This window comes from Pseudomonas argentinensis (assembly GCF_001839655.2).
Lineage (GTDB): Bacteria > Pseudomonadota > Gammaproteobacteria > Pseudomonadales > Pseudomonadaceae > Aquipseudomonas > Aquipseudomonas argentinensis_B.
In genome coordinates this window covers 4,389,912-4,402,581 of the sequence record NZ_CP056087.1, presented here as the reverse complement: position 1 = coordinate 4,402,581, position 12,670 = coordinate 4,389,912, and the positions used below count along the sequence as shown (strand labels likewise).

Below are 12,670 nucleotides of genomic sequence, written 5' to 3'. Positions count from 1 at the left end.
AGCCACCGCCGCTGCCGTTTCGTTACTATCGGGCTTCCCACCGCCATCAGGCATGCTCCGAATGCCAGCCGGCGCGCCCTTGCGTCTGCTGGTTGCTCGACCGCCACCAAGACCGTCGAGAAAGGCGGCCATAACCACCACCCCAGCAGAGTGCATTCCATGACCAAGAACAGAAGATTCGCCTGCTTGCCCATCGCCTTGGTATCGGCGCTGAGTGCATCCGTCGCCCTGGCCGACGGCGCCGCCGAGAAGCACGAGTGCTCGGTAGACCAGTTCAGCATGGCACTGCGTTACCAGCAGCAATCCGCGGAAGTTCGCGCCTTGCAGATGCAGGCCTACAACATCGCCACCGAGAAGCTCGACGCCGCCGTGGCGGCGGCCGAGGATACCTCCAAACTGGCCATTGTCACCGACGTGGATGAAACGGTGATCGACAACTCCGCGCTGCTGGCGCGCGACCTCGCCAACTGCCACACCTACGATGGCTGGGACACCTGGCTGCCGTGGGAGCGCGATGGTGATCCGGTACTGATCCCCGGAGCCAGGAAATTCCTCGAGCACGCCGACAAGCTGGGCGTGACCATCCGCTACGTGTCCGACCGTTCCGAGGAGCAGAAGGCCTACACCCTCAAGGCCCTGAAGAAGCTCGACCTGCCCCAGGTCAGCGCCGACAGCGTATTGCTGCTCGGGCCGCCCAAGGTGGAGCGTCGTGCGTTGGTCGCCAAGGACCATCGTATCGTGATGCTGCTCGGCGATACCCTGCATGACTTCGACGCACGCTTTCGCAAGACCCCGGTGGCCGAACAACGCGCCACCGCCGAAGCCGAGTCGGCGAAGTGGGGCACCGAGTGGATCGTGTTCCCGAATGCCGGTTACGGCACCTGGTCCAAGGAACCGCTCAAGGCCTGGGAGGCCAAACCCGTTATCGAGAAGTGGTAAGCCCCCTGGCCGATCGCTGATCAATTGGCCGGCCGGCGCCCGCCTGGGCGCCGACGCTGGGCTCAGACGGTCGCCTGGCCGTCGAGCGTGCTTTCGGCGAGACCGGTTGGCTCGCTGCGCTGGAAAAAACCAGCCCAAACCGTTTTAATGCCCGCCCGCTCAGCCACCTGTACAGATTGCCATGACCACTCTGCTGGCCCTCGATACCGCCACCGAAGCCTGCTCCGTCGCCCTGCTGCATGACGGCCGTGTGACGAGCCACTACGAGGTGATTCCGCGCCTGCATGCCCAGAAGCTGCTGCCGATGATCAAGGCGCTGCTGGCCGAGCAGGGCGTTGCGCTGGCGGCGCTGGATGCCATCGCTTTCGGGCGCGGCCCAGGAGCCTTCACTGGTGTGCGCATTGCCATCGGCGTGGTGCAGGGGCTGGCCTTCGCCCTGGATCGCCCGGTGCTGCCGGTTTCCAACCTGGCCGTGCTGGCGCAGCGTGCGCAGCGCGAGCAGGGTGCCAGTCAGGTGGCTGCCGCCATCGATGCGCGCATGGATGAGGTGTACTGGGGCTGCTACCGCGCCGAGGCGGGCGAGATGCGCCTGGTCGGGCGCGAAGCGGTGCTGGCGCCGGAGCGGGCGCAACTGCCGGACGGCGCCCATGGCCAGTGGTTCGGTGCCGGCACCGGTTGGGGCACCTTCGCCGAGCGTATCGGTGGCCGGGTCGCCGCCTGCGATGGTGCGATGCTGCCCCATGCCGAAGACCTGCTGAGCCTGGCCCGTTTTGCCTGGGATCGAGGCGAGGCCGTGGTGGCCGACCAGGCCCAGCCGGTCTATTTGCGCGATCAGGTCGCCACGCCGAAAATGCCGCCGCCGGCGGGCTTTTGAACCTTGGCCGACGAGAGGGTCGTCCTTTTGTCGTCAACTTCTCGGCGTCCATTGCCAAGGGGCGGCGGCGCAGCTAGATTGCCAGTACTTCCGCACGCCTTCCTGCCGAGCCTTCATTGATGCGTATCGACGGTAACATCGCGCCCTATTCACCGGATCGTGGTCCCCGCTCGGGAACCGCGGTCACGCCTTATCGTGAGGCGAACCGGGAAGTAGAGCTCAAGCGCGAGCAACCGTCGTCAACCGCCGGCACCCAGGGCTTCGAGCAGACCCCGCAGATCCGTCGCGTGCAACAGAGCAATGCGAGCACCGACAACTTCCCGGTGCGCTCGCTGGACGTCACCTACCAGCCCGCCATGAGCAATCGCGCCGCCCAGGCCATTGCCAGTTACAGCAGCACGGCGGCCTTCGCCCGCGAGGTGGATGCGCAGCAGGTATTGGGCCTGGATCTCTACGCCTGATCGACTTGTGGTCGGCCTGCCTCGCCTGGATCAGGCACACTAGGTGTTTTCCGCCGATCAGCGATTTTCGATGCTTCCGTATTTCCTTGGTTGTCCCTCCTGGAACGAGCTCGCCTGGCGCGGCGGCTTCTACCCTGCCGACCTGAACATGAGCGACAGCGTGGAGCACTATTGCCGCGTGTTCAATGCGGTGGAGGGCAATACCACCTTCTATGCGCGCCCCGACGGGGACAAGCTCGCCCGCTGGGTGGCGCGCATGCCCGCGCATTTCCGTTTCTGCGCCAAGGTGCACAAGGACATCAGCCACGACGGCGACCTACGCGACCAGCTGGGCAACACCCAGGCGTTTCTCGACCTGCTCGCCCCGCTGGGCGAGCGGGTCACGCCGCTGTGGCTGCAGCTGCCGGCCATGTTCGGGCCGGCGCGGCTGGGTGAGCTCGCGGTATGGCTCGAGGCGTTCGCCCATCGGCGGCTGGCCGTGGAGGTGCGCCACCCGGCGTTCTTCGACAAGGGCGAGGAGGAACGTGCGCTCAATCGGCTGCTCCACGATCATGGGGTGGAGCGTATCTGCCTGGATTCCCGGGCGCTGTTCAGTTGCACCTCCAGGGATCCGGCGGTGCTGCATGCCCAGGCCAAGAAACCGCGCCTGCCGATCCGCCCGGCGGCGTTCACGGACAGCCCCCAGGTGCGCTTTATCGGCGGGCCGGACCTGGACGCCAACCAGCCGTTTCTGGAGCCTTGGCTGGACAAGGTGGCGGCCTGGATCGAGCAGGGCCTGACACCCCACGTATTCCTGCATACCCCGGACAACCACCTGGCCGCCGCCCAGGCGCTGCGCTTCCATGAGCTGCTCTGCGAGCGCCTGCCGGGCCTGCCGCCGCTACCGCCATACACCGACCGCGAGCCCAGGGCCGAGCAGTTGGGGTTGCTTTAAAGCGGGAGTAGCCGTTCGCATAATTCGTGGGAGGGGCTTTAGCCGCGAGCTCTTTACATTCCACACGCGATGCGAGAGCTGTGGTTTGCCAGCGTTATCACGTTGTTCATACGTTCGGTTCCGCTCTGTCGAGCGGGTTTCTTTTGGCATCGCCCGGGTGGCCGGCCCCGCCAAAAGAAACCAAAAGGTCTAGCCCCGACATACGGCCCCGGCTTCGCTGGGGTTCCCTCGCTCCATCATTGTTCCGAGGGCCCGACCTAGGCGGCCCCCCACGAAGGACCATCCCTGGCCCATCCGGTGGGGCGCCTAGCCTCCCGCGACATCCACGTCGCTCAAGGCTACCCGCCCGGCCCTTTCCACAACGATTCCGCTCGGCCTCTTGAAGGGGCAATTGGTATCGCCTGTTATTTTTGTGGCATGAGGAGCACTAAAAAGCCAAAGCGGCCAACCGGCCGCTCCCGCCACCTTCCTGCCCTTCAGGCCAGGCGCAGGTGGTTGTCCCAGAAGCCGGCCGGCAGTTCCAGGGGCTGCATGGCGATGCGCTCGCTACGGCAGTCGTAGAGTCGGCAACGGCCGATACCGGCGCTGACCACGAAACCGTTCTCCACCGCGCCGACGCCGGCGCAGTCGGGCAGGGCGGCGTCCAGGCGCACGGCGCCGCTGTCCAGGTCCCAGATGAACAGGCGGTTGCCGCGTGGTGCGGTCATCGCCAGCAGCCTTAAGTCACTGTGCACGGCGACGCTGGCGGTGTACTGACTCATCATCTGGCGCTGGGCATCGGCCATGGGAAAGTGCTGGAACGGCTGGCCCGGGCGCTTGATCGCCACCAGCGGCACGGCGTCCATGGCATCGCCCATGTATTGCTGGCCGCTGACCACGGTGCCGTCGCTGGCCACGGCCAGGTGGCGCACGCTATTCATCGGCTCGGGCAGCTGTTCCTTGCTGTGCAGGGTGCCGTCGCGGCCCATCAGCACCAGGCTGGCCTCCATGGCGTCGAGGTTCATCTCCACCCGGCTTTCCGCCTCGGTGCGAATGCCGCCGTTGGCCACCACCAGGGTTTCACCGTCGGGCATCCACAGCAGCTGGTGCGGGCCCAGGCCGTGGCTGGACAGCTCGTCGCGGTGCACCAGGCGCTCGTTTTCCAGGCGATAGGCGCCGATCACGCCACGACCGGGGTCGCGGGTGTCGTTCTCGGTGGCGTACAGCCATTCGCCGTCCTTGTGGAACACCGCGTGGCCGTAGAAATGCCGATCCTGTTCGCTTCGCAGGGTCTGCAGCAGGCGGCCATCGCGGGTGTCGATCAGGTAGCTTTCGGTGCTCGGCCTGCGCCCGACGAACAGCGCCACGGGCAGGTTTGGGTGGGGCACCACGTCATGGCAGCGCTCGGTCACCTGGGTGACGAAGGCGCGCTGGCCATCGAGCCGATAGCCGACCGCATAGTGCTTGCCACCTTCGTCGTTGCGTGCCGACAGCAGCAGCGGCTGGTGGCCGGTATGGGTCAGCTTCCAGCCGCCGACGGCGCCGGCCGCCAGCAGGGTGGCGCTCAGGCCGAGGAACGCCCGGCGTTTCATGGTCATGGTTCAGTCTCCGTCGTGGGCGTTGAAGCCCAGCTGGATGCCCAGCGCCCGCGCCAGCTCGCCTTCATGCAGGCGGTGCAGCACGTTGAGGCTGTCGTAGAAGGTGTTGAGGCTCTGTCGCCCGGCCTCATCGGCCAGCAGTTCGCCGAGGGGGCGCTGCAGGCCGGCAAGCTGCTTGCGGCTTTCGGCGTAGGCGGCGGCGATGCGTTTCTTGAGATCGTCCTGATCGCTGCCCAGCAGCGCCTGCAGGCCGTCGTTCTTGGCACCATGCCAGAGCTGCTCGGCACCGCTCAGGGCGGCCCCCAGATTGCTCAGGCTGGCCTGGCTGCGCCAGGCTTCGGCCTGGTAGGGCTGCGGCACGCCCTTGCTCTGCCGGCCCAGGGGGGCGCCGAGCTTCTTCTTCAGGCCATCGATGGCGCTGACCTGGGTGCGCAGAATGTCGGAGATCGCCTCGCCCGCTTCGGCGTAACGCTCGTTGGGAAAGGTGCGAAACAGCGCCAGGGCGCCATCGTCGCCTTGCCACTGTTCCAGTACGGTGCTGGCCAGTGCCTGCTGGTGCTCGCCGATGGCTACCAGCAGCGGGCAATAGCGGGCCTTGTGCTCGGCGTTGTGCAGGTCGATCCCGGGGTCGAACATCAGGTATTCGTAAGCGGTGAGCCCCTGGACCACCACGCTGGCCTTTTCCAGATCGGCCGCGTCGAGTTGCGGCTTGGCCTTGACCAGCGCCTCGACCTGGCGGGCCACCAGGTTCTTCTTGTCCGGCCAGAACTGCACCTGCCAGGCGCGGTTACCTTCGGCCAGCGGACCGACCGCCAGTGGCTGCAGGCTGGCCCAGGCGCTCTGGGCGGTGAAGAAGGCCTGGCGGGCGCTGCCCAGGTCTTCCTGGCCGGCGCAGAACGCCTTGGCGCTGCTGGCCAGGGCGACGTCCGCTTCTTTCCAGGTGGCGTGGGCCGGTAGCAACACGCCTTCGGCCAGCGCCGAGCTGGTGGTGGCCTGTGGATCGGCCGGCGAGCAGGCGGCCAGGGTCAGGCCCAGCAGGGCGAGGGTCAGCGGAGAACGGATCATGCGCGGCTCCTTACAGTGAATTCAGAAAGGCCAGGAGCGCGGCGCGCTCCTCGCTGGAAAATTGCAGCACCTGCTGCTTGGCTGCTTCGGCTTCGCCGCCGTGCCAGGCGATGGCTTCGAGCAGGCTGCGGGCGCGGCCGTCATGCAGGAACTGGGTATGGCCGCTGACCGTTTCGGTCAGGCCGATGCCCCACAGCGGCGCGGTGCGCCACTGGCGTCCGTTGGCGCGAAATTCGTCGCGACCATCGGCCAGGCCGTCGCCCATGTCGTGCAGCAACAGATCGGTATAGGGGCGAATGGTCTGGCCCGCCAGCTCCGGTTCGGCAGCATCGGCAGCGGTGACGAAGCTGGGCGTATGGCAGCCCTGGCAGCCGGCGCGGTGGAACAGGGTCTTGCCGGCCAGCACCTGGGCGTCGTCGACCTTGCGGCGCGCCGGCACGGCGAGGTTGCGGGTGTAGAACAGCACCATGCCCATGATGTTGTCGCTGACTTCCGGCTGGCCGCCATGGGGCGCGGCGCGGCAGTCGATCTGCGCCTCGGTGCAGCCGTCGGTGGGCAGCAGGTTGCTGGTCAGGCCCATGTCCTGCAGGAAGGCGTGGGCGTTCTGCTGCTCGAGCGTCGGTTGCCCGGCCTTCCAGCCGAAACGGCCGAGCACCGTCTCCTGGCGGGCATCGTCCCACACCCGATTGGGCTGGCCGCGGATGCCGTCGCCGTTGCGGTCGTGGGGGTCGGCGTTGGCCAGGATGGCCGCTTCGGGAATCGCTTCGAGCAGCCCCAGGCCGATCATCGGCGGCGCCACCCGCGCCGAGAACAGCGTGTCCAGGTGCATCGGCCCGTAGCCGAGCTGGCTGATGTTCAGCTGCGGCTTGCGCAGCTCGAGGGTATGGCCGTCGGCGAAGCGCACCTGCTCGGTGCTGTAGGCGACGCGCACCTTGCCTTCCGGGGCAACGCCGGGGTTGGCCATGTCCTGCAACTGGGCGCCGTAGGTGGGCTCGGGCAGCACGCCGAGGCGCTCCAGCACGGCACGGTCGGCGTCGCCGGCCGGAATCGACAGGCGTACCAGCATCGACACGGCGTTGACGCTGCCAGGCTGCGGCGGATGACCGCGGCCATCGCGGACATGGCAGTTCTGGCAGGCGTTGGTGTTGAACAGCGGGCCGAGGCCGTCACGGGCCGTGGTGGTCGAGGGTGCGATCACCCAGGGGCTGCGAAAGAAGCTGTTGCCCACGCTGAAATCCAGGCGGCGTTCGGGCGCCAGATTGGCGGAGGGCAGGGAGAAGGCCACGCGGTCGCTGCGTGAGACGGTCGCGGTACCGCCGGACAGCGCTTCACCCGGTTCAGCATGGGTGAAGGTGGGCGATTGATCGCAGGCGGTCAGGCCGAGAGCCAGAAACAGCAGTGGCAGCAGGCGACCGGGTGACGCTGGCATGGATGAATCCGCAGGACAGAAAGCGAGGGCGGGAATCTTAGCAGTCCGCACGGCTTTAAATAAGATGGATTTGCGTTCAGTCGGCCAGGGTAACCAGGCTCTGCGCCGGAACCCAGCCGGTTTCGCTGCTGGCTTCGCGCAGGCACCATGGCCAGCCGTCCAGATGGCGATGTGGTACGCCGCCAGGTACAAAAAAGCCGGTGCGAAACCGCGCACCGGCTTGTTCGTTGCTCGGTTACCGTACTGATCAGAACTCGTGATCAGCGGTATCCGGGTTCAGGTCGCTGATGCCCAGCTTGCCGGCGGCCTGTTCGATGGCACCGGTCTGCTTGACCAGCGCAGCGATGGCGTCGCGCACCAGTTGCTGGCCTTGGGCGTTGTCGGCGGCGATCAACTGGTCGAAGTGCGCGCCCTTGTCGGCGCTGTCGACCAGGGCCTGGAGCTTGGCCTGGGTGGCCTCCAGGTCGGCCTTCACGGTGCCGTCGGTGGCGGCGTCGGCCTTGGCGACCAGCGACGACAGGCTCGGGCCGCTGAGGGTACTGCCGTCGACCTTCTTGTACTCGCCCAGGTAGACGTTACGGATGCCCAGGCCGTTGTAGTAGTGGGAGTTGTGGGTGATGTCGCTGAAGCAGTCGTGCTCGTCTTCGGTGGAGTTGGCTTCCAGGGCGACCTTCATGCGCTCGCCAGCCAGTTCGCCGAGGGACAGGCTGCCCATGCCGAAGAGCATCTTGCGCAGGCCGTTCTCGGCGGATTCGCCCTCCAGGGTGGCGCGGTAGTTGTCGGCCACGCCGGCTTTCCACTGACCGGCCATTTCGTCGAGGTCGGCGACCAGCAGCTCGGTGGCGGCTTTCAGGTAGGCACGGCGACGCTCGTTGTGGCCGCCGGTGGCGCCTTCGCCGACCACGTAGTCGGTGGCCGGGCGCTCGCCAGCGCCGGGGCCAGTGCCGTTCAGGTCCTGGCCCCAGAGCAGGAATTCGATGGCGTGATAGCCGGTGGCGACGTTGGCTTCGGAGCCGCCCAGCTCGTTCAGGCTGGCGAGCAGGTCCGGGGTGATCTCGGTGACGTCGACCTTGTCTTCACCTACCTGGATCTCGGTGTGGGCGATGATGTTGGCGCCTGCCGCCGGGTTGCCCAGGGCGTGCTGGTAGTCGGCGTCGACGTAGTCGATCAGGCCTTCGTCCAGGGGCCATGCGTTAACCTGGCCTTCCCAGTCGTCGACGATGGTGTTGCCGAAACGGAACACCTCGCTCTGCATGTAGGGTACGCGGGCGGCCAGCCAGGCTTCGCGGGCGGCTTTCAGGGTTTCGTCGTTGGGGGTGGCGAGCAGGGCATCGACGGCGCTCTGCAGCTTCTTGGCGGTGCTGGCGGCGTCCTCGAACACGGCGGATGCCATATCCGCGTAGTGCTTGACCACGGCCTGTGCAGCGGCTTCGTCGAAGGCGCCGGCTGCTGCTGGTGCGCTGCTGCCGGTCGCTTGCGCAGCCGGGGCGGCGGCTTGGTTGGCAGGCGCCTTGTCTTCGCCGCAGCCCGCGAGGGCAATGGCGATGGTCAGCAGGCTGGCAGAGGCCAGGGGCATACGAATCATGACGAAATCCTTTGCGTGTTAATGGGGAGTACGCGTGGTGCTTCACGCGGGCTGCAACATAATGCGAAAGATTTGCATTTTAAGCAAAGGGTCGATGTGCCAGCAGCCAATCGTGCGGTGACGCGCGATTGGATCGGAGGGAGAGTTAAAGCGTGGCCGGTTTGATGCGCCGCTGCGAGCGGCTGGACTGCTTGAGGTACTGGGTCAGCTCGCGGGCCGGCAGCGGCCGGCTGTAGTAGTAGCCCTGACCTTCATGGCAGCCCTGGGCGATGATGTAGGCCTCCTGCTCGGCGGTTTCCACGCCTTCGGCGATGACCTGCATGCCCAGGCTCTTGCCCAGCTGGATGATGGCGCGGACGATGGTGGCGTCGTCCTCGTCGTCGAGCAGGTCCTGCACGAAGCTCTTGTCGATCTTGATCTTGTCCAGCGGCAGGCTCTTCAGGTAGCTGAGCGAGGAATAGCCGGTACCGAAGTCGTCGATGGCGATCAACGCCCCGGATCGGCGCAGGCTGAGCAGATGCTGGGCGGCGGTGCTGATGTCCTCCATCAGGCCGGTTTCGGTGACCTCCAGCTCAAGGCTGCGCGCCGGCAGGCGATACATCTGCATCAGGTTGTTGACCACCCGCGGCAGCTCGGCGTGGTGCAGCTGCACGGTCGACAGGTTGACCGCCATGCGCAGATCGCCATAGCCCTGGTCGTGCCATTCGCGCAGCTGGCGGCAGGTCTGGTCGAGTACCCACTCGCCAATGGCGATGATGCTGCCGTTCTGCTCCGCCAGCGGGATGAACAGGTCCGGGCCGACGAAGCCGTGCTGCGGGTGCTGCCAGCGCAGCAGTGCCTCGACACCGACCACGCGCTGGTTCAGGTAGCTGATCTGCGGCTGGTAGACCACGTGCAACTGGTTCAGCGCCAGGGCGTCGCGCAGGTCCTTTTCCAGCTCGCGGCGGCGACGCATCTCGCTGTCGACGCTGGCGATGTAGAACTGGTAGCGGTTGCGCGAACGGCTCTTGGCCAGGGTCATGGTCTGTTCGGCCTTCTGCAGCAGCTTCTCGGGGCTGTCGCCATCCTCCGGGAACAGGGTGATGCCGATGGTGGCGCGCAGCTGTACCTGATGATCGTCGAGGGTGAAGGGCGTTTCGAGGTCGTCGAGCACGCTCTGCGCCAGTTCGGCGGCCTCGTAGGGCTGCTCGATATCGGCCTGGACCAGGGCGAACTGATCGCCGCCCAGGCGCGCCAGAGCGCCGAGCCGACCACTGTGGCTGCGCAGGCGGTCGGACAGCGCCAGCAGCAATTGGTCGCCGGTCTGGTAGCTGAACTGCTCGTTGATGCCCTTGAAGTCGTCCAGGCCGACGCACAGTACCGCCACGCGGCGTTGCAGGCGGCCGGCGTCCTCGAGGATCTGTTCGAGTTGCTGCTGCAGTTGCAGGCGGTTGGGCAGGCTGGTCAGGAAGTCGTACTGCGACATGCGCTGCAGGCTGTTTTCCGCCTCGCGGCGCAGGTGCGTGTTGCGTTCGATCGAGGCGAGCAGGCCATTGGCGGTGTTGATCCACAGGCCCAGCTCGTTCTTTTCGTTGCCGGCGAGCATCGGCAGCTTGTTCTCGCTGGGCCGGTCCGGATTGATGTTGCTCAGGTGCTCGATGATCTTGGCCAGCGGCTTGGTCAGCAGCCAGTAATAGACCAGGTACAGCACTAGGCCCATGGCCAGGGCGCGCAGCACGCCGGAGATGAAGATGATCACCGAATTGGTGAGAAAGCTTTCCCCGTACAGCGCGGTGTCCAGGGTAATGTTCAGGTCGCCGTAGTATTCGTTGTACGGCTCGCGGCCGGCCAGGCGGGTGGTGAAGTGCTGCTCCTCGCCGAGGATCGGGTCGGTCAGCCAGCGCAGGGGCAGGTTGGCGAGGGGGCGGCTCTTCTCGGCGAGCATCTGCTCACCCGGATGGCCGATGGACGCCTGGCGCACCGACTCGTGTTGGAACAGGCCTTCGACCACCTGCATGCCCATCTCGCGATCCAGGCTGTAGACCGCCTGGGTGGAGGGGTCGCGGAACATGCCGAGAATGCGCTGGGAATCGCTGGTGATGGAATGGCGCGTCTTGTAGATGTCGAACACGATCTGCCCGAGGCTGAGCACCACGCCCACGGCGAGCGCGGACAACAGCACCACGCGCAGCAGTTTCACGGACAAGCTGTGCTTGAGTTCCAGCTTCAAATGGCGGTTCCTTGTGCGATACCCGGCGCCGGATTGGAGTTGAGTATTGGCAAACTCGCGTTGCCAGTCAAAGGCCGTATGCATGGGGCGATCCATCTGGTCGCGTCCAGTGGGCGGTGGAAGTTGCTCGTGACAACGCGGCTCGCGTTGCAAGGTCGACAGGCCCTCGGCTGGCGGTACCTGCTCTATGTCGGAAAAAAACCTCGGGTCTTGAGCGCCGCCTGTCGATACCGCCACGTTGCGGCAGGCAAAAAAATGGTTCATCACGGATTGCCGGGAAAGACGCTCTTGATCTTCATGAAAAAGAATTCGCTATCCCGGTAACCGTACGCCATCCGCTTGATCACCTTTATTCGATTGTTTATTCCTTCCAACTGACCGGTGTGCATCGGCCAGCGAACCCGGCTGATGATGCCCCGCCAGTAAGTCTTTAGTCGTTTGGCGAACTGGATCAGAGCCGGTAGTTCGCTTTCCTGGGCATGGCGCAGCCATTGCTTCCAGGCCGATCGCCAGGCCCAGGCAGTACTCGGCGTCCAGAGTGTTTTGAGTTCAGCCTTCATCAAATAGACCGTCATCAACGCTTGGTTGGCGGCCAGCAGGTCCTCCAGACGGACCTGTTGTTCCGGCGCTTTCAAGTTCTGCGGATTGCGCAGCAATAGCCATCGCGCCTGCTTGATGACCTTGCGGGCAGGCTTGTCGTGGCGCAACCGGTTAGCCTCGTCGACGCGGACCCGATCAATCACCTCTCGGCCATATTTGGCCACCACATGGAAGAGGTCGTAGACCACTCTCGCGTTGAGACAGTGCTGACGAACCTCCAGGTCAAAAGCAGTGTTCATGTCCATCGCCACCGCTTCGATTCGAGCACAACCCTCTGGCCCCAGTTCTTCGAAGAAAGGCCTGACTGCCGCTCGGCTGCGGCCTTCACCGATCCACAGCACTCGCCGGGTATCCGCATCCAGCACCACACTGGCGTAACGATGACCTTTGAAAAGGGCGAACTCGTCCATCACTAGGCGTCGCGGTTGCGCCTTTGGCAAAACGCTCAACGCCGCTTGCAAGGCTCGACGCTCCAGCAACCGAACGGTGTCCCAATGCAGCCCGAACATCTGAGCCACGTGTAGCGTGGGAAGGCGCTCGCAGGCTTGAATGACTGCCTCGGCTAAGCGGCGCGTCATGCGGGCATAGCGGTCCAGCCAACTGACAGCCTCCATGCGCTTGCCGCAGTCACGACAGCCCACCCGCCTGAGCAACACGCTGAGGCGCACCGCACGGCCGAGAATCGGCAGATCGCGAATGGTTCGTTCGCAATACTCATGAGTGGTTGAACAGGGCTTTTGGCAGCCGCCACAGGAAGGGAATCGGGTGGCGTGGGGAATCAGTTCGATCTGAAGCGCGTCGCCATCAGGCTTGATCGTGACGACAGAAAAGCCCTCCCAAAAAGGAAGGAAAGTATTAATATCGCGCATAAGAACGCCGGTTTGGTAGATGTGTTTGCTCGCACGAACATCATCAATCAAATCGGCGTTCTTGTTTCTGTGTTTCCCGGGATTCCGTGAAGAACCAAAAAAATGCCCCCCTGACTCGCATCAGGAGG

Annotated in this window: 10 protein-coding genes; 4 read left to right on the top strand and 6 right to left on the bottom strand. The window is 65.3% G+C overall.

The features are described 5' to 3' along the window. Positions 1-159: 159 nt before the first annotated feature. The 4 genes from SA190iCDA_RS19905 (at position 160) to SA190iCDA_RS19890 (ending at position 3,208) form a co-directional block, all read left to right on the top strand. The gene (locus SA190iCDA_RS19905; protein ID WP_070888048.1) at positions 160-939 is read left to right on the top strand and encodes a 5'-nucleotidase, lipoprotein e(P4) family; all 780 of its coding nucleotides are present in this window, start codon (positions 160-162) and stop codon (positions 937-939) included. A gap of 181 nt (positions 940-1,120) precedes the next feature. Next, entirely contained in the window at positions 1,121-1,813 is a 693-nt protein-coding gene (gene tsaB, locus SA190iCDA_RS19900) for a tRNA (adenosine(37)-N6)-threonylcarbamoyltransferase complex dimerization subunit type 1 TsaB (protein WP_070888049.1), read from the top strand. A gap of 119 nt (positions 1,814-1,932) precedes the next feature. Further along, the gene (locus SA190iCDA_RS19895) at positions 1,933-2,274 is read left to right on the top strand and encodes a hypothetical protein (protein ID WP_070888050.1); all 342 of its coding nucleotides are present in this window, start codon (positions 1,933-1,935) and stop codon (positions 2,272-2,274) included. A gap of 70 nt (positions 2,275-2,344) precedes the next feature. Further along, on the top strand, positions 2,345-3,208 hold the full coding sequence (locus SA190iCDA_RS19890) for a DUF72 domain-containing protein (RefSeq protein ID WP_070888051.1): 864 nt from the start codon (positions 2,345-2,347) through the stop codon (positions 3,206-3,208). Between the two features lie 476 nt (positions 3,209-3,684). Here the strand turns inward: SA190iCDA_RS19890 and SA190iCDA_RS19885 are convergent, their stop codons facing one another. The 6 genes from SA190iCDA_RS19885 to SA190iCDA_RS19860 form a co-directional block, all read right to left on the bottom strand. Further along, on the bottom strand, positions 3,685-4,779 hold the full coding sequence (locus SA190iCDA_RS19885) for a DUF1513 domain-containing protein (RefSeq protein ID WP_070888060.1): 1,095 nt from the start codon (positions 4,777-4,779) through the stop codon (positions 3,685-3,687). Between the two features lie 9 nt (positions 4,780-4,788). Further along, on the bottom strand, positions 4,789-5,850 hold the full coding sequence (locus SA190iCDA_RS19880; RefSeq protein ID WP_070888052.1) for an imelysin family protein: 1,062 nt from the start codon (positions 5,848-5,850) through the stop codon (positions 4,789-4,791). 10 nt (positions 5,851-5,860) lie between these two features. Beyond that, positions 5,861-7,279 (bottom strand): di-heme oxidoredictase family protein, encoded by a 1,419-nt coding sequence (locus tag SA190iCDA_RS19875; RefSeq protein ID WP_070888053.1) that lies wholly within the window; start codon positions 7,277-7,279, stop codon positions 5,861-5,863. Between the two features lie 247 nt (positions 7,280-7,526). Next, positions 7,527-8,864: an imelysin family protein gene (locus SA190iCDA_RS19870; protein WP_070888054.1), complete on the bottom strand. Its 1,338-nt coding sequence runs from the start codon at positions 8,862-8,864 to the stop codon at positions 7,527-7,529. A gap of 145 nt (positions 8,865-9,009) precedes the next feature. Then, a complete protein-coding gene (locus SA190iCDA_RS19865) occupies positions 9,010-11,073 on the bottom strand; it encodes a putative bifunctional diguanylate cyclase/phosphodiesterase (RefSeq protein WP_070888055.1) in 2,064 nt (687 codons plus the stop codon). A 263-nt stretch (positions 11,074-11,336) separates the two neighbouring features. Beyond that, a complete protein-coding gene (locus tag SA190iCDA_RS19860) occupies positions 11,337-12,542 on the bottom strand; it encodes an ISL3 family transposase (protein WP_329610183.1) in 1,206 nt (401 codons plus the stop codon). Between the last annotated feature and the right edge of the window lie 128 nt (positions 12,543-12,670).

Coding starts and splice junctions, on each gene's coding strand:
- SA190iCDA_RS19860 (WP_329610183.1), bottom strand. CDS start 12,542: ATGCGCGATATTAATACTTTCCTTCCTTTTTGGGAGGGCTTTTCTGTC.
- SA190iCDA_RS19875 (WP_070888053.1), bottom strand. CDS start 7,279: ATGCCAGCGTCACCCGGTCGCCTGCTGCCACTGCTGTTTCTGGCTCTC.
- SA190iCDA_RS19905 (WP_070888048.1), top strand. CDS start 160: ATGACCAAGAACAGAAGATTCGCCTGCTTGCCCATCGCCTTGGTATCG.
- SA190iCDA_RS19885 (WP_070888060.1), bottom strand. CDS start 4,779: ATGAAACGCCGGGCGTTCCTCGGCCTGAGCGCCACCCTGCTGGCGGCC.
- SA190iCDA_RS19870 (WP_070888054.1), bottom strand. CDS start 8,864: ATGATTCGTATGCCCCTGGCCTCTGCCAGCCTGCTGACCATCGCCATT.
- tsaB (WP_070888049.1), top strand. CDS start 1,121: ATGACCACTCTGCTGGCCCTCGATACCGCCACCGAAGCCTGCTCCGTC.
- SA190iCDA_RS19880 (WP_070888052.1), bottom strand. CDS start 5,850: ATGATCCGTTCTCCGCTGACCCTCGCCCTGCTGGGCCTGACCCTGGCC.
- SA190iCDA_RS19895 (WP_070888050.1), top strand. CDS start 1,933: ATGCGTATCGACGGTAACATCGCGCCCTATTCACCGGATCGTGGTCCC.
- SA190iCDA_RS19890 (WP_070888051.1), top strand. CDS start 2,345: ATGCTTCCGTATTTCCTTGGTTGTCCCTCCTGGAACGAGCTCGCCTGG.